The following is a 16,154-nucleotide window of genomic DNA, read 5'->3' as shown; positions in this document are numbered from 1 at the left end:
GCGGCTACGCGCTCGGCGCGACCGTGACCCGCAGCAGGTTGCCCCACGGGTCGTCGACGTGCACGGCCCGCCCGTCGTCGCGCACCTCGTGGCCGAAGTGGCTGAGGCGCTCGCCGAGGGCGCCGATCTCGTCGGCATGCGGCAGCACGATGTCGACGCGCCCGAGCCCGAGCGTGGGCTGGCGACGCCCGGCGCCCTGGCTGCGCCAGACGTTCATCGCCATGTGGTGGTGGTAGCCGCCGGCGCTGACGAAGATCGCCTGCCCGCCGTAGGTGGTGGTGAGGTCGAAGCCGAGCTCGTCGACGTAGAAGCGCTTCGCCGTAACGACATCGCCGACCGAGAGGTGCACGTGCCCGACGACGGCCGGAGCGGTCGCGTGCGCGGCGAGCGCCTCCTCGGTGAGGTGCTGCCGCAGGAAGGCGTTCGGGTCGAGGTAGAGGGTCGACATCTCGACCTGGCCGTGCGTCCAGCTCCACTGCGTGCGGTCGCGATCCCAGTACAGCTCGACGCCGTTGCCCTCGGGGTCGTCGAAGTAGAAGGCCTGGCTGACGAGGTGGTCGCTCGAGCCGGTGAACGTGCCCGGGTGCCGCTGCGCGACGGTCGCCACGGCGGCGGCGAGCGCGGCCTGGGTCTCGAACAGGATCGCCGTGTGGAAGAGCCCGGCATCCCGCGGCCCTGCGTGCCGCAGGGCCGGGCTGTGCCGCAGCACCACGAGGGGGATGCTCGCCGCCGTCGCGCCCGACGCGTCGCGTCGCGTGCGCCCGAGCGTCACGATCGCGGGCTCGCCGTCGCGCGCGGGCTCGCTCGTGAGCACCTCGAGCCCGACGCCGTCGCGGTAGTAGGCGGTGAGCGCGTCGAGGTCGGCGACGTCGAGCGTCACGGCCCCCATCGAGGTGTCGGGGGCGAGGCGCGGGGCGGCGGTCATGCCCCTCTCAACCGCCGAGCAGGCGGAATCGTTCCCGGCAGGCCGCGCGTTCGCCTCAGGCGTGGGTCAGCCGCTCGATGAGCTCGCGGTAGCGGGCCGCCGTGCGCTCGACGATCTCGTCGGGCAGGCGCGGCGGCGTGCCCTGCCTGTCCCAGTGCGCGGCGAGCCAGTCGCGCACGATCTGCTTGTCGAAGCTCGCCAGGCGGTCGGGGCCGCCCGCGGCGTAGAGCTCCGCGTCCCAGTAGCGCGAGCTGTCGGAGGTGAGCACCTCGTCGGCGAGCGTCAGCCGGCCCGTGGCGGGGTCGTTGCCGAACTCGAACTTCGTGTCGGCGAGGATCACCCCGCGCTCCTCGGCGATCGCGCTCGCGCGGCGGAACAGGTCGAGCGCAGCATCCCGCAGCGCCGTCGCGGTCTCGAGGCCCACGAGCTCGACGCTGCGCTCGAAAGTGATGTTCTCGTCGTGCTCGCCGAGCGGCGCCTTGTAGGCGGGCGTGTAGATCGGCTCGGGCAGGCGGTCGCCGTCGCTGAGACCGGCGGGCAGCGGGATGCCGCACACGCTCTGCGACCGCTGGTACTCGACCCAGCCCGAGCCCGAGAGGTATCCGCGCACCACGCACTCGACCGGGTGCATGTCGAGGCGGCGGGCGACGACGGCGCGGTCGGCGACGGCGGCCGGCACGTCCTGCACCGGGTCGAGGTGGGTCGGGAACCCGAGGCGGTCGAACCACCACCGCGTCAGCTGCGTCAGCAGCGCGCCCTTGCCGGGGATGCCCGGCTCGAGGACGTGATCGAACGCGCTCACCCGGTCGCTCGCGACCATGAGCACGCGCTGCGCGCTCGCGAGATCGGATGCTCCGTCGGGCACGTACAGGTCGCGCACCTTGCCCGAGTAGACCCGCTTCCAGCCCGGCAGCTGCTGCGCGTCGACGTCGAGCCCGGCGCCCTGCTCGCTCATGCCGCTCAGCCCTCGACGACGCGCAGCGCGATGTCGGTGCGGTACTGGCCGCCCTCGAGCCCGATGCGGCCGATCGCCTCGTAGGCGCGCTCGCGGGCCTGGCCGAAGTCGGCGCCGGTGGCTACCACGCTGAGCACGCGGCCGCCGGTGGCGACGAAGCCGTCGTCGGTGCGGGCGGTCGCGGCGTGGGCGAGGTGCACGCCCTCGACCTGCTCGGCCTCGGCGAGGCCCGTGAGGGCGCGCCCGGTGTGCGGGGTATCGGGGTAGCCCTCGCTCGCGAGCACGACGGTCACAGCGACCTCGCTGCTGAACTCGGGGCGGGGAACCCCGGCGAGCTGCCCGGTCGCGGCGGCGAACAGCAGGCCGCTCAGCGGGGTGACGAGGCGCGGCAGCACGACCTGCGTCTCGGGGTCGCCGAAGCGCGCGTTGAACTCGATGACGCGCGTGCCCCGCTCGGTGACGATGAGGCCGCAGTAGAGCAGGCCGATGAAGGGGGTGCCCTCTTCGGCGAGCTGACGCACGGTGGGCTGCGCGATGGTGGCGATGACCTCGTCGACGAAGCCGGGCGCGGCCCACGGCAGCGGCGAGTAGGCGCCCATGCCGCCGGTGTTGGGGCCGGTGTCGCCGTCGCCGATGCGCTTGTAGTCCTGCGCGGGGCTGAGGGGCACGACGGTGTGGCCGTCGCTGAGCAGGAAGAGGCTGACCTCCTGGCCGGCAAGGAACTCCTCGACGAGCACGCCGCCCTGCTGCAGGTAGTGCTCGGCATGGGCGCGGGCGGCGTCGCGGTCGTCGGTGACGATGACGCCCTTGCCGGCGGCGAGGCCGTCAGCCTTCACGACGTAGGGGGCGCCCATCTCGTCGAGCGCCGCATCCGCTTCGGCGAGGGTGCCGGCGCGCACGGCGCGACCGGTCGGAACCGCCGCGGCGTCCATGATGCGCTTGGCGAAGGTCTTCGAGCCCTCGAGCTGCGCGGCCGCCTTGCCGGGCCCGAAGGTCGCGATGCCGCGCGAGCGCAGCGCGTCGGCGACGCCCGCGACGAGCGGAGCCTCGGGCCCGATCACGACGAGCTCGATGTCGTTGTCGACGGCGTAGTCGGCCACGACGGCGGCCTTCGTCGGGTCGAGCGCGACGGTCTCGACGACCTGCGCGATGCCCGCGTTGCCGGGGGCGGCGGTGATCTGGTGGCCCGCGTTCTCGCGAAGGAGCGCCGTGATGATGGCGTGCTCGCGCGCGCCCGATCCGAGGACGAGGATTCTCACCCGGTCAGCCTACCCAGCGTGCGCGTATGAGCAGACCGGCCCCCGTCGCCCCTCGCGCGTACCCTCGAAGGATGCCCCGCGCCCGCATCGACCAGACCGCCGGCCGGGCGGCCGTGCGCGCCGCGATCGCGGCCTTCGCCGCGCGGCGCGACGACGCGAGCGCCCCGCCCCCGACGCGTGACGAGCTCGCCACCGCCGTGCGCTACCTGCTGCAGTGCCTCAGCGATGCGGCCCCCGGGAAGAGCGTCGAGGTGCGTGTGCCGCCGTTCGGCGCCGTGCAGATCGTCGAGGGCCCGCGCCACACGCGCGGCACCCCGCCGAATGTGGTCGAGCTCGACGCCGAGACCTTCATCGCGATCGCGGCGGCGGGCCTCGACGACTGGGCGAGCGCGGTGGCGGCGGGGCGCATCCACGCCTCGGGTTCGAGGGCCGACCTCTCGCACCTGCTGCCCATCCCGTGGTGAGCGGGCACCCAACCGGGGTGCGCGAGAATGGGGGCGTGAGCGACCCCACGCCCAACGAGCAGGCCCGCCCGAGCGCGGCCCCCTCGGCGCAGCCCCAGCCGGCCGCAGCGCAGCCGCCGCAGCAAGTGCAGCCGGCGCAGCCCGAGCAGGTCACGGTGCGCCGCGCGCCAAAGATCCCGGCGTTCCTCGTCGTCGGCGGCCTCCTCGGGTTCCTCGGCACGCTCATCGCGACGAGCCTGTTCCCCGCCGACGAAGAGGTCGGCTTCGCGACGCTCGTGGCCTACTTCTCGCTCTACGGCATCACCTTCGGCGTGCTCGTCGGCGCGATCGTCGGCATCGTGCTCGACCGGCGCTCGAGCAAGCGCGCCCGCACCCTGCAGGCCGAGCGCGAAACGGTCGACCCGGCTCCGATCGAGGGCGAGCTCGAGCAGTAGCCGCCGCGCGGCTCGCGCCGAGCATCCGTCGCCGGCGACAGCCGAGACTGCGGCCGCTCAGCTGTTCTGGTTGCGCTCGACCCAGTCGAGGTACTCGGGCGTCACCGTGCCGGTGACGTAGTCGCCCGTGAAGCAGCTCATCTCGAGGCCCTGGATGTCGGTGCCCTCGATGATGGCGGCCTCCATATCGGCGACCTCCTGGTAGATGAGGGCGTCGGCGCCGAGCTCCTGCGCGATCTCCGGGATCTTGCGGCCGTGCGCGATGAGCTCGCGCGAGGTCGGCATGTTGATTCCGTACACGTGCGGGTAGCGCACCGGCGGCGCCGCCGACGTGAACGTGACCTTGCGGGCGCCGGCGGCCCGCGCCATCTCGACGATCTCCTTCGAGGTCGTGCCGCGCACGATCGAGTCGTCGACGATGAGGATGCTCTTGCCCTTGAACTCGGAGGACATCGCGTTGAGCTTCTGCTTCACGCTCTTCTTGCGCTCCGCCTGGCCGGGCATGATGAAGGTGCGGCCGACATAGCGGTTCTTGTAGAACCCCTCGCGGTACTCGATGCCGAGCTTCTGCGCCACCTGCATCGCCGCGGGTCGCGAGGAGTCGGGGATCGGCATGACGACGTCGACGTCGCCTCCCGGCAGGTGCTGCTGGATCGTCGAGGCGAGCCGGTCGCCGAGCCGCAGGCGCGCCTCGTACACCGAGATGCCGTTCATGACCGAGTCGGGGCGGGCGAGGTAGACGTACTCGAACGAGCAGGGGATCAGGCGCGGGTTCGCGGCGCACTGCCGCGACACCATCTCGCCGTTCATCGAGATGAAGACGGCCTCGCCGGGCGCGACGTCGCGCACGATCTCGTAGCCGCCGTGCTCGAGCACGAGCGACTCGCTCGCCACGACCCACTCGTCGCCGACGAGCCCCGTCGACCGCCGACCGAGCACGAGCGGGCGGATGCCGAACGGGTCGCGGAAGGCCAGCAGGCCGTGCCCCGCGATGAGGGCGATCGCCGCGTACGAGCCCTCGACGCGCTCGTGCAGACGGCCGATCGCCGCGAACACCTGGTCGGGGTCGAGGTCGTCGCCCGTGACCTGCTGCTGCAGCTCGTGCGCGAGCACGTTCACGAGCAGCTCGGTGTCGGAGTTCGTGTTGAGGTGGCGGCGGTCGATCTCGTGCAGCTCGCGCGTGAGCTCGCGCGTGTTCGTCAGGTTGCCGTTGTGCACGAGGATGATGCCGTAGGGCGCGTTCACGTAGAACGGCTGCGCCTCCTCCTCGCTCGAGGCCGAGCCGCGCGTCGCGTAGCGCACGTGGCCGAGGCCCATCGTGCCGAGCAGCGAGCGCATGTCGCGCGTGCGGTACGCCTCGCGCACCTGCCCCTTCGCCTTGTGCATGTGCATGACGCGGCCCTCGGCCGTGGCGATGCCGGTGGAATCCTGGCCGCGGTGCTGCAGCAGCGACAGCGCGTCGTAGACCTGCTGGTTGACGGGGCTGGACGAGACGAGTCCGACGATGCCGCACATGCGCGAGCGAGCTCCCAGAGGGGTGGTGGAACGGCTCGATCGAGCCGGCTCCAGTCTGGCACACGCGCTCATTCGCGCGCGCCGCGGCCGATAGCCTGGGGTTCGTGAACGAGAACGCTTCCAGCTACGCGGCCGCCGGCGTCGACACCGCCGCGGGCGACCTCGCCGTCGAGCTCATGAAGGCCGCCGTCGGCGCGACGCACGGCCCGCAGGTGCTCGGCGGAGTCGGCGGCTTCGCCGGCCTCTGGGACGCCTCGGCCTTCACCGCCTACCGTCGCCCGCTGCTGGCCACGAGCACCGACGGCGTCGGCACGAAGGTCGCGATCGCGCAGGCCCTCGACATCCACGACACCATCGGGCAAGACCTGGTGGCGATGGTCGTCGACGACATCGTCGTCGTCGGGGCGAAGCCGCTGTTCATGACCGACTACATCGCGTGCGGCAAGGTGCATCCGCAGCGCATCGCCGACATCGTGCGCGGCATCGCCGAGGCGTGCACCGCGACCGGCACCGCGCTCGTCGGCGGCGAGACCGCCGAGCACCCGGGCCTGCTGGGCGTCGACGACTACGACGTCGCGGGCGCCGCGGTCGGCGTCGTCGAGGCCGACGACGTGCTCGGCCCCGAGCGCGTGCAGCACGGCGACCTCGTCATCGCGATGGCGAGCTCGGGCCTGCACTCCAACGGCTTCTCGCTCGTGCGGCACATCCTCGCCCAGCGGGGCATTGGCTACCACGACGACCTCGCCGAGCTCGGCGGGTCGGTCGGTCGCGCGCTGCTCGAGCCGACGCGCCTCTACACCGCGCCCCTGCTCGACGTGCTCGCCGAGCTGCCCGGCGCCGTGCACGCCCTCAGCCACGTCACCGGCGGCGGCATCGCCGCGAACCTCGCCCGCGTGCTGCCCGTCGGCAGCTGGGTCGAGGTCGACCGCGGCTCGTGGGCCCCGCCTGCGGTCTTCCGCGTGCTCGCCGACCTCGCCGGCGACAGCCTCGAATCGACCGAGGGAACCTGGAATCTGGGCATCGGGATGCTCGCGGTCGTCGCGCAGGACGCCGCGTCGTCGGTCATCCGCGCCCTCGAATCGCGGGGCATCCCCGCGTGGGTGGCGGGTGCGGTGTCGACCCACGCGCGCGACCTCGCCGGCTTCGAGCAGGGCGCCAAGGGCGTCGACGGCGGCGCCGTGCGCCTCGTCGGCGCGTACGCGGGCTAGGCCCGCCGCGGGGGCATCAGCCCCGCCCCACCCACTCCAGCGTCGCCGTGACGAGCGTGTCGACGCCGTGCTCGATCGTCGGGTGCAGCACGGGCGCGAAGTACGGCGAGTGGTTCGTCGGGATCTCCTGCTCGACGCGGCCCGCCGCGGCCGCCCGGGCGAAGGCCTCGGGGTCGACGCCGCCGACGAACCAATAGACGAGCGGCGCCCCGGCCGCGGTCGCAAGCTCGTGCACGTCCTCACTGCCCGTGAGCGTGCCGATGTCGATGACGCGCTCGGCGCCGAACCGGCCCTCGAATGCCGCCCGGATGCGCGCCGTGGCCTCGGCGTCGTTGACCGTCGCGGCGACCGTCTCGTCGACGACGATCGTCGGCGGCTCCGTCATGCCGCTCGCCGTCGCCTCCGCCTCGACGATGCGGCGGATGCCGTCGAGCAGCGTCGCCCGCACCTCCGCGTCGACCGAGCGCACGCTCACGCCCATCGTCGCCTCCGCCGGGATGATGTTGCTCTTCGTGCCCGCGTGCAGCGACCCGACGGTCACGACCGCGAGGGCGCCGGGCGCGACCTCGCGCGAGACGATCGACTGCAGCCGCACCACGGCCGACGCCGCGGCGAGCACGGGGTCGATCGTCGACTGCGGCCGCGAGCCGTGCCCGCCTCGGCCGTGCATCGTGATCGTGAGGGTGTCGGCGCCGGCCATCGCGGGCCCGCTCGTGACGCTCGCGACACCCGCGGGCAGCGGCGCGAGGTGCTGGCCGAGCACGACGTCGGCGCGCGGGAACCGGTCGACGAGTCCGTCGGCCACCATCTCGCGCGCCCCGCCGATCGTCTCCTCCGCCGGCTGGAACACCGCCACGACCGTGCCCGACCAGCTGGCGCGCTCGGCGACGAGCCGCTCGACCGCGCCGAGCAGCCACGTGACGTGCATGTCGTGCCCGCACGCGTGCATGACCCCCACCTCGACCCCGTCGGGCCCGACGGCCCGCTGCGTGCTCGCGTAGTCGAGGCCCGTGGCCTCGGTCACGGGCAGCGCGTCCATGTCGGCGCGCAGATGCACCACCGGGCCCTCGCCGTTGGCGAGCACGCCCACGACGCCCGTGCGGCCCACCCCCTCCGTCACGTCGAGCCCCATCTCGCGCAGACGCGCGGCGGCGATGCCCGCGGTGCGGGTCTCGGCGAACGACAGCTCGGGGTGGGAATGCAGGTCGCGGTAGAGGTGCTCGAGATCGAGAGGCATGCCGCCCACGCTAACCCCGGTGCCGGATGCCCGGAAGGGGCGTGCGCGACCGCGCGCACCGAGCATCCCTCGCCTCGATCGCGGCGCACGCCGCGCCCCGCTCGCCCCGCACAGCACGGAGCCCGCCCCCTAGCGGGGACGGGCTCCGGAAGCGTTGTGACCTACGCCGTGCGAGGCGCCTCGGCCGAGTAGCCGAACGCGTCGGCCTCGTCGGCGTCGTCGTCTTCCTCGTCGTCGGCCCACTTGTCGACGTAGAGGTCGTCGCCCTCGTTCTTCGCCGCGAGCTCGCGCTCGAGCGCGCTGAGGTTGGTGTCGGGAGTGAAGTACTTCAGCTCTCGCGCCACCTTGGTGTGCTTCGCCTTCTGACGACCGCGACCCATGCGTGACCCCCTCACAAGTGTGTCGACTCAGGACTGTCGGATCGGGGCCGTGGGAACGGGCCCTGGGATCCCGGGAACGCCGAATCGGGACGGTACCAAAACTGCCGGTCAGTCTACCACGCGGGCCCCCTCGCGACCGGTGGGCCCCCTCGCGCGCTCAGAGCGAACGACTAGCCTCTACGGGTGACCGAATCCGCCCTCGCCACCCAGTGCGTGGTCATCGGCGCCGGTCAGGCAGGGCTCTCGGTCGCCTACTACCTGCAGCGGCTCGGACTGGAGGCCGGTGAGGAGTTCGTGCTGCTCGACCGCGGCCCCTCGACGGGCGGGGCGTGGCAGCACCGCTGGGCCTCGCTGCGGCTCGGCTCGGCGCACCGCGTCAACGACCTGCCCGGCATGGACGAGCTCGGCATCAGCTTCGGCACCGCCGACCGCGACACCCCCGCGCGCGAGGTCGTCATGGACTACTACCGCCAGTACGAGGAGCACTACGACTTCAAGGTCGTGCGCCCCGCGACGGTGACGCGCGTCACCGACGCGGGCGGGCCGCTGCTCGTCGACATCCGCACCGAGGGCGGAGACCTCGAGCTGCTCGGCTCGACGATCGTCAACGCGACCGGCACGTGGGGCTCGCCGTTCGTGCCCTGGTACCCGGGCCTGCGCGACTTCGCCGGCCGCCACGTGCACACCGCTGAGTATTCGGCGGCGAGCGACTTCGCCGACCAGGACGTCGTCGTCGTCGGCGGCGGCACGAGCGCGATCGGCTTCATCATCGAGCTCGAGTCGGTGGCCCGCTCGATCGCCTGGTCGACCCGGCGCGACCCGCAGTTCATCGACGGCCCGAGCCTCAATCTCGAGGATGCGGTGGCCGCCGTCGCCATGCAGGACGAAGCCGCGAGGGCGGGCCGTGCGCTCCCCTCCATCGTCTCGGGAACGGGCGTGCCGCGCACTCGCCGCATCCAGGCCGCGCTCGACCGCGGGGTGCTCGTCTCGCGCGGTGTCATCCAGCGCATCGAGCCCGACGGCGTGCGCTGGGAGGACGGCTCGTTCAGCCCCGCGACCGCGATCATCTGGGCGACCGGGTTCCGGCCCGAGCTGCGGCATCTTGCCCCGTTGAAGCTGCGCGAGCGCGAGGGCGGCGTGACCGTCGCGAGCCACCACTCCGAGCGCGACGGGCGCATCTTCTTCGCCGGCTACGGGCCCTCCGCCTCGACGATCGGCGCCGCGCGGGCCGGCCGCAACATCGCGCGCCAGGTCGTCGCGACCCTCAGCCGCCTCGGCCGGTAGGCGGGCCGGGGCCTCGATCGATCGGTGGATGCGCCCCGCGCCGCGCTCTGCTGGGCTGAGGGCGTGACCGACTCCTCTCGCACTCGCCCCTCGCGCGTCACCCGCTGGCTCGAGCGCAACCGGCGGCCGGCCGGCCTCGCAGCGATCGCGATCGCGCTCGGGCTCGCGGCGCTCTGGCTCGTCGTCGTCCCCGAGAAGGCGAGCTCGACGACCGGGATCGTCTCGTGGATGCTGCGCTTCGGCCACTCGCTGTGCTGGCTGCTCCTCGCGGCGACGGCCGCGCTCTGGACGGCGCGGGCGCCCCGTCGGGCGGTCGACGTGACGGCGTGGGCGGCGCTCGCCGCGTACGCGGGGTTCCTGCTCGCGCTCGGGCTGTAGGGCGCGGGCTCGGTCGCCCGCCCGGCACGCGCGGGCCGATCGGCGCTCGACCTGCCAGTCTTGAGCCGTGGAGATCGACCTGCTCTGGCTCGTGCTCATCGTGACGCCGCTCGTGATGGCGGTCATCATCCTCGTGATCGGGGTGCTGTTCTTCCGGGCCCTGCGCCAGCCCACGCGCGACGCCCTCGCTCGGCAGCGCGCGCAGCAGGAGGCCGGCGGCCTGGAGGGCGGACGCGACAGCTGGACCGGCGTCGACGACGACGGCGGGCATCCCACCGAGACTCACCTCGATGCGGACGCGCCCGGCGGCGCCGACGGCGCCTCGGGCGGGAGCGGCGGCGACGCCGACTCAGGCGGGAGCGGCGGCGACTGAGGCGAGTGCGGGCGGCGGCAGGCTGACGCCCGCGCCGCGCCGGCATGCGGTCTGCAGGAGTCGAGGGCGTGTCCGGCTCGCGCCAGCCGGTGATTCCTCGGAAGCGCGTTCCGCGCTCCTGCAGATCGCATCCCGCCGCTGCCACTGCCACTGCCGCCGCTGCCGCTGCCGCTGCCGACCCGCCAACGCCGAAGCGGGGCGACCCGAAGGCCGCCCCGCTCCGATCGGGACCTGACGGGAGCGGCTACTCGACCATCACACGGTCGATCGAGAGCGTGCCGTTGCCGCGCAGGCCCAGGCTGTAGCCCTGCACGTCGGTGAGGGTCAGTCCGTCGTTCGGGGCTCCGGCCGGCTGCTGCTTCGCCCGCGTGAACGCGTCGAACGGCACGGTCACCTTCTGCCAGCCGGTGCCGCGCACGGTGACGTCGGCGGTGAACCGCTCAGCCGTGTCGGGAGCCTGGAACACCCGGATGTAGTCGACCGTGAGCGACTGCGGGAACTCCAGGTCGTCGCCGAGCGCCCCGCCGAAGTTGCCGCCGACGGCGATGTTCGTCAGCAGCGTGAACGGGTGGTCGAACACCCACTCGTTCGGCGCGATGTCCTCCGGCGTGGCCGAGTGGTACTGGATGCCGTCGACAAACCAGTCGATGCGCTCCGGCGTCCACTCCACCGAGAAGGTGTGCCAGTCGTCGTACACGGGGGTGCCGAAGTCGTAGATGCCGCCGAACGACTGGCCGCCCGAGTAGCCGGGGCCGTGGATGGTGCCGAAGATCTCGTTCGGCAGGCGCCCGACGAACTCCATGACGTCGATCTCGCCGGTCTGCGGCCAGCCGACCTCGCGGAAGTCGTTGCCGAGCGTCCAGACGGCGGGCCAGATGCCGCTGCCCTGCGGCACCTTGACGCGCGACTCGATGCGCCCGTACTCGAACTCCTGCTTGTTCTCGCTGATGAGGCGCGCCGAGGTGTACTCGCACGGGCCGTACCAGCACTCGAGGTCGGTGGTCGCGGGGTCGATCTCGCGAGCGGTGATGACGAGGTTCCCCTCGCCGTCGAGCGCGGCGTTCTCGGTCGAGTCGGTGTAGTACTGCAGCTCGTCGTTGCCCCAGCCCCACCCGCCGGTCTCGTACGTCCAGTTGTCGGGGTTCGCCGGCTGGCCGGCCTCGCCCTCGAACTCGTCGCTCCACACCGGAACCCAGGTGTCGGGCCCGCCGTCGGGCGCACCGTTGTCGGCGATGCCGACGGTGATGCGCTGGTTCGGCTTGCTGCTGTTCACCCAGAACGACAGCCCGTCGGCGGTCGACCAGTCCTGCCCGCCCTCGATCGGCCGCGTGATTCCGCCGTTGCCGCGGAACGCGATGTCGAGGATGGTCTCGTCCGCGTCGGCCCCGGCGTAGCCGCCGGCGTCGCGCGTCTCGATACGGGTGCCACGAGCGGTGTCGATGAGCCACGGGAACGCCTCGAAGTCGTCCACGAGCCCGGCGATCTTCTCGTCGTCGTCCTGGATGCTCACCGCGGCCGTGCGCACGACGCCGAACTCGGCGCCCACCGGGTCGGTGAGGGTGGCGACGAAGGTCTCGTCGACCTCGAACTTCTCGTTCTGCAGCGTCTCGACCGTGAAGGATGCCTCGCGCGAGCCGGCGGGGATCGTCACGGTGCCCGAGGCGGCCGTGAAGTCCTCGCCCTCGGTCGCGGGCAGATCCTCGGTGCGGGTGCGGGCGCTCGTCGAGACCGCCTCCCACTCGACGGTCACGTCGGCCTCGGCGACGCGGTTGAGCCGCACGACGAGCTCGGCCGCGTCGCCCTCGGTGACCTCGTAGCCGGCGCGGTCGAACGAGACCTGCAGCGGCACGGGGGCCGCCTCGCCGTAGAGGGTGACGTCGTCGTAGTGGAAGGTCTGCGTGCCCGCCGTGCGCAGCACCCCGAAGGCGTAGCCGTGCATGTCGGTGAGCGTGAGGCCGTCGGCGGGGGCGCCGTTGCCGATCTCCTTGCGGGTGAAGTCGGCGAAGTCGAAGGTCAGGAACCTCCAGCCCACGAAGTCGTCCTCGAAGCTCGCGACGTAGCGCTCGGCGTCGTCGCGGGTCGAGCCCGGGTTGCGGTTGTCGAGGATGTCGAAGAACAGGTCGGTGCCCGAGCCGGTGCCGAGCATCCAGAACCCGATGCCCTCGTAGCTCGACCAGTCCTGCGTGGTCCACGCGTCGGCGGTCTCGTTGGCGAAGTTGCGCACGACGACGCCGAACGACGTGACGGTCGCGTCGGCGCGCAGCACCGTGTTGCCGTCGGGCGCGCCGGGCACGGGCGCCGGGGGAGCGTCGGTTGCGGCGAAGCTCACCGAGCTCGACGGATCCTGCGCGGCGAACCAGCCGAGCGGCACGTCGCCGTCGGCGCCGGACGTCAGCGGGGCCTCGTGGTCGTCGATGAGCAGGGTGCGGCCGGTGGGCGGGCCGACGACCGCGCCGTCATCATCGAGGATGCTCAGGCTCGCGGTCGTCGCGCTGCCGAGCTGCACGCCCGCGGGGTTCGACAGCTGCACGGTGAGGGTCTCGTCGCCCTCCTCGACCGCGTCGTCGGCGGTGACGACCTCGACGGTGCGCGAGGTCACGCCCGGCGCGAACTCGAGGGTCTGCGCGACGGCGGTGAAGTCGTCGGCGCTCGCCGAGCCGGCTGCGGTGGCGACGTCGACCGTGACGGTCTCGGTCGGCGCGACGGTGAGGTTCACGGTGAGGGTCGCGGTGCGGCCCTCGATGACGCTCGAGGTCGCGGGCGCGATGCTCGCAACGGGGGCGAGCGCTTCGTCGGCGTAGGCGACGATGTCGTCGACGCGCACGACGTTCTCGCCCGACACGGCGGGCAGCGCGTAGCCCCAGACGGTCGTGAGGTTCAGGCCGTCGTTGGGGGCGCCGCCCGGCTGGAAGTCGGTCGCGCGCGAGAACGCCGACCAGGGCAGGTCGATGACGCGCCAGCCGGCGACGTCGTCGACGATCGTCGCGTCGAAGCGCTCGGAGCTGTCGGAGTTCGCGCCGCCGTCGAAGAGCTCGAACTGCAGCGCGGTGCCGTTGCCCGAGCCGTTGAGCAGGAACCGGATGCCGTCGAAGGCGCTCAGGTCGCGGGCGCCGGCGAAGTTCTCGCCGAGGCCGCCGAAGAACGGGTCGGCGGCGACGTTCCAGCCGTACGAGACGACGGTGTCGGGCTCGGTCTGCCCGGGCTTCGCGTCGGGGGTACCGGGGGCGACCTCGACGAGGCCGAAGCCGGCCGCGCCGTAGGAGAAGAAGCCGGCCGGGGTGCCCGACTCGAAGTCGGCGAGCACCGAGACGGTCTCGGCGGCGGCCGCGGGCGTGGAGCTCACGGCGAGGGGGGCAACGACCGCGGCGGCGGCGAGCGCGGCGATGGCGCGCCTCGACGGCGGTCTCGAGGTGGGGGACATGGGGGATGCTCTCCGCTCGTTCGCTGCCGACCCTCGTTGGTCGGCATCGACAGCGTACGTTCCGTGAGAGCGCTCCCACAGTCGGCCTTAAGGGGGACACGCCGGGCGGGCGCGGGCGACGCCGACGCGCGAGCGCCGCCTCAGCCCGCAGAGACCTCGCGCCCCGCGACACGCAGCCCCGCGGCCCGCAGCCCGGCGAACCCGGGCAGCGGCGCCGACGCGACCGAGCCCGCACGGGCATCCGGCCGCAGGCGCAGCGCCGCCGTCAGCACCGCGACGGCCGACGCGGCTGACCACGCCTGCGGACGGCACGCCGCCGGGTAGGGCACGGGCCGCCCGACGTCGCTGCGCGCGTCGCCCGAGTGCAGCTCGGGCACGCGGTACTCGAAGCCCTCGGCCGCGGCGAGCAGGCCCTCGATGAGCTGCGCGGCGACCTCGTCGTGCCCCTCACGCGCGAGGCCGAGCACGGCGATGGCGGTGTCGTGGGTCCAGACCGAGCCGCCGTGATAGCTGAGCGGCCAGTACCCGCCCGAGTCGCTCGACATGGTGCGCAGGCCGAAGCCCGAGCTCAGCTGCGGCGAACCGAGGCGGCGGGCGACGAGCGCCGACTGCTCGGCGTCGAGCAGGCCGGTGCCGAGCAGGTGCCCGAGGTTGGAGGTGACGGTGTCGACCCGGCGCTTCGCGGCGTCGAGCGCGATGGCCGGGTAGGCGCCATCGGGGTCGTCGATCCAGAAGCTCTCGTGGAACCGCGCCCGCAGCTCGCCGGCCCACGCCTCCCATGAGGGGGCGGATGCGCGCTGCCGCTCGTCGCCGAACGTGCGCAGCAGCTCGGCCCCGTGCATCGCCGCCTCGAAGGCGTAGGCCTGCACCTCGCACAGCGCGATCGGCCCTTCGGCGAGCGTGCCGTCGCGCCACTGCACGCTGTCGCCGGAGTCCTTCCAGCCCTGGTTGGCGAGCCCGTGCCCCGAGCGGTCGACGTACTCCAGCAGGCCGTCGCCGTCCGCGTCGCCGTGGTCGCGCATCCACGCGAGGGCCCCCTCGAGCGCGGGCAGCAGGGCGCGCACGTCGTCGTCGGCGAGGCCCCACCGCCAGGCGTCGTGCAGCAGGCACACCCACAGCGCGGTCGCGTCGACGGTGCCGTAGTAGAGCGGCGGCAGCGCGGTGCCGTCGTCGATCACGAGCGTCTGCCGGCGCAGCTCGTGCATGATCTTGCCCGGCTCCTCGGCGGTGCCGTCGACGATCGCGTCGCCCTGCAGGCCGGCGAGCACGTGCAGCGTGTCGCGCGCGAGGTCGGTGCCGAGCGGCAGCAGGAACCGCGCCGCCCACAGCGAGTCGCGCCCGAAGAGCGTGAAGAACCAGGGCGCGCCGGCGGCGAGGAACTGCCGATCCGGATGCTGCGCCGTCGTCATGCGCAGGCAGTCGAGGTCGGCGAGCGACCGCTCGAGCCAGCGCGGCAGGCGCTGGTCGGGGCTGTCGACCCGCGGCGCGCTCCAGGGCACGGGCTGCTCGGCGCCGCGCACAACGCCGATCGCGTCGTCGGCCTCGAGCGTGAGGCCGCGCGTGAGCGAGCCGCGCGCGGGCACCTCGACCTCGGCGGTGAGCCGCACGCCGGTCGGGGTGCGCTGCGCCGTCAGGCCCTCGAGCTCGAGCCGCGCGCTGACCCCTTCGCCGCGCCACGCGACGACCCCGTCGCGGATGCTGAGCTCGAGCTCGTCGAGCGCCACCGGCTCGGCGAGCCCCTGTTTGATGACGTCGAGGCTCACCGCGTCGAGGTCGAGCTCGAGCTCGATCACCGTGGTGAGGGCGACGTCGCGCCGGTTGACGATCGTGAGGCGCTCGCTCCACCCGCGCGTGGTGGCGGTGCGCTCGATCTCGAGCCGCACGCCGGGGTCGGGGGTGGGGTCGTCGAGGTGCCGGAGCAGGGAGTGCAGGCCCGCACGGTCGGCGGCGGGCGTCGCGGTGGTCAGGTGCTCCGCATCCTGCCCGCCGATGCGCAGCCGCAGGCCGCGCACGAGGCGCACGTCGGAGTAGTAGACGCCGTGGATGGGCGCGGTGCCGAGGGTGCCGTCGACGGCCGACCACACCTGGGTCGGCGCGCGGAGCACGGCGAGCGCGTCGTGGAGGAGGGGCTGCAGCGCTGCGGTCATGGTCGGTGGTTCTCCTGCACGCGAGGGTTCGTGGTGCCGTGCGGGGTTGACACGGCGGCTCGTGGTCGCCCACACTACAGAAGAATTTGATCGATCAAAACGGTCAGAGCACAGCGACGATGCACCCCCGGGCATCGCGATGGCGGCGCCATCGCACCCCGGGACGAGCGAGCC

14 protein-coding genes are annotated in these 16,154 nt (G+C 73.2%); 6 read left to right on the top strand and 8 right to left on the bottom strand.

Annotated elements, in window-relative coordinates:
• Nucleotides 1–4 precede the first annotated feature (4 nt).
• Genes ID804_RS09860 through purD form a run of 3 tightly spaced genes read right to left on the bottom strand, consistent with a single transcriptional unit; the run spans nucleotide 5 to nucleotide 3,139 of the window.
• Nucleotides 5–925 (bottom strand): VOC family protein, encoded by a 921-nt coding sequence (locus tag ID804_RS09860; protein ID WP_223159075.1) that lies wholly within the window; start codon nucleotides 923–925, stop codon nucleotides 5–7.
• A 55-nt stretch (nucleotides 926–980) separates the two neighbouring features.
• Nucleotides 981–1,880 (bottom strand): phosphoribosylaminoimidazolesuccinocarboxamide synthase, encoded by a 900-nt coding sequence (locus ID804_RS09855; RefSeq protein ID WP_169079021.1) that lies wholly within the window; start codon nucleotides 1,878–1,880, stop codon nucleotides 981–983.
• Nucleotides 1,881–1,885: 5 nt separating this feature from the next.
• The gene (purD, locus tag ID804_RS09850; protein ID WP_169079023.1) at nucleotides 1,886–3,139 is read right to left on the bottom strand and encodes a phosphoribosylamine--glycine ligase; all 1,254 of its coding nucleotides are present in this window, start codon (nucleotides 3,137–3,139) and stop codon (nucleotides 1,886–1,888) included.
• Nucleotides 3,140–3,210: 71 nt separating this feature from the next.
• Here purD and ID804_RS09845 point away from each other — a divergent pair, with 71 nt between their 5' ends.
• Both ID804_RS09845 and ID804_RS09840 read left to right on the top strand, forming a co-directional pair.
• Nucleotides 3,211–3,603 carry a sterol carrier family protein gene (locus tag ID804_RS09845; RefSeq protein WP_169079025.1) on the top strand — a complete coding sequence of 131 codons (393 nt, stop codon included), beginning with the start codon at nucleotides 3,211–3,213 and terminating at the stop codon, nucleotides 3,601–3,603.
• Between the two features lie 35 nt (nucleotides 3,604–3,638).
• A complete protein-coding gene (locus tag ID804_RS09840) occupies nucleotides 3,639–4,037 on the top strand; it encodes a hypothetical protein (RefSeq protein ID WP_169079027.1) in 399 nt (132 codons plus the stop codon).
• 57 nt (nucleotides 4,038–4,094) lie between these two features.
• Here ID804_RS09840 and purF read toward each other — a convergent pair whose 3' ends face one another.
• Entirely contained in the window at nucleotides 4,095–5,552 is a 1,458-nt protein-coding gene (purF, locus tag ID804_RS09835; protein WP_169079029.1) for an amidophosphoribosyltransferase, read from the bottom strand.
• A 104-nt stretch (nucleotides 5,553–5,656) separates the two neighbouring features.
• Here purF and purM point away from each other — a divergent pair, with 104 nt between their 5' ends.
• Nucleotides 5,657–6,760: a phosphoribosylformylglycinamidine cyclo-ligase gene (gene purM, locus ID804_RS09830; RefSeq protein WP_169079031.1), complete on the top strand. Its 1,104-nt coding sequence runs from the start codon at nucleotides 5,657–5,659 to the stop codon at nucleotides 6,758–6,760.
• Between the two features lie 16 nt (nucleotides 6,761–6,776).
• Here the strand turns inward: purM and ID804_RS09825 are convergent, their stop codons facing one another.
• The gene (locus ID804_RS09825; RefSeq protein ID WP_169079033.1) at nucleotides 6,777–7,997 is read right to left on the bottom strand and encodes an amidohydrolase; all 1,221 of its coding nucleotides are present in this window, start codon (nucleotides 7,995–7,997) and stop codon (nucleotides 6,777–6,779) included.
• A 161-nt stretch (nucleotides 7,998–8,158) separates the two neighbouring features.
• Entirely contained in the window at nucleotides 8,159–8,377 is a 219-nt protein-coding gene (locus ID804_RS09820) for a DUF3073 domain-containing protein (protein WP_169079035.1), read from the bottom strand.
• 183 nt (nucleotides 8,378–8,560) lie between these two features.
• On the opposite strand from ID804_RS09820, the gene ID804_RS09815 reads away from it, so the two are divergent.
• From ID804_RS09815 to ID804_RS09805, 3 genes are all read left to right on the top strand, one after another.
• Nucleotides 8,561–9,661 carry an NAD(P)-binding domain-containing protein gene (locus ID804_RS09815; protein WP_169079037.1) on the top strand — a complete coding sequence of 367 codons (1,101 nt, stop codon included), beginning with the start codon at nucleotides 8,561–8,563 and terminating at the stop codon, nucleotides 9,659–9,661.
• A gap of 63 nt (nucleotides 9,662–9,724) precedes the next feature.
• Complete coding sequence (locus ID804_RS09810) at nucleotides 9,725–10,039, top strand: hypothetical protein (protein ID WP_169079039.1); 315 nt, start codon at nucleotides 9,725–9,727, stop codon at nucleotides 10,037–10,039.
• Nucleotides 10,040–10,106: 67 nt separating this feature from the next.
• Nucleotides 10,107–10,412: a hypothetical protein gene (locus ID804_RS09805; protein ID WP_169079041.1), complete on the top strand. Its 306-nt coding sequence runs from the start codon at nucleotides 10,107–10,109 to the stop codon at nucleotides 10,410–10,412.
• A gap of 244 nt (nucleotides 10,413–10,656) precedes the next feature.
• Here the strand turns inward: ID804_RS09805 and ID804_RS09800 are convergent, their stop codons facing one another.
• Nucleotides 10,657–13,833: a carbohydrate binding domain-containing protein gene (locus ID804_RS09800; protein ID WP_169079043.1), complete on the bottom strand. Its 3,177-nt coding sequence runs from the start codon at nucleotides 13,831–13,833 to the stop codon at nucleotides 10,657–10,659.
• A gap of 140 nt (nucleotides 13,834–13,973) precedes the next feature.
• Nucleotides 13,974–15,980: a glycogen debranching N-terminal domain-containing protein gene (locus tag ID804_RS09795; RefSeq protein ID WP_211161149.1), complete on the bottom strand. Its 2,007-nt coding sequence runs from the start codon at nucleotides 15,978–15,980 to the stop codon at nucleotides 13,974–13,976.
• Nucleotides 15,981–16,154: the final 174 nt, after the last annotated feature.

Origin of the sequence: Microcella alkalica (assembly GCF_014595885.1) — a bacterium.
Taxonomy (GTDB): Bacteria; Actinomycetota; Actinomycetes; order Actinomycetales; family Microbacteriaceae; genus Microcella; species Microcella alkaliphila_B.
This window is presented reverse-complemented; position numbering and strand designations above follow the sequence as displayed.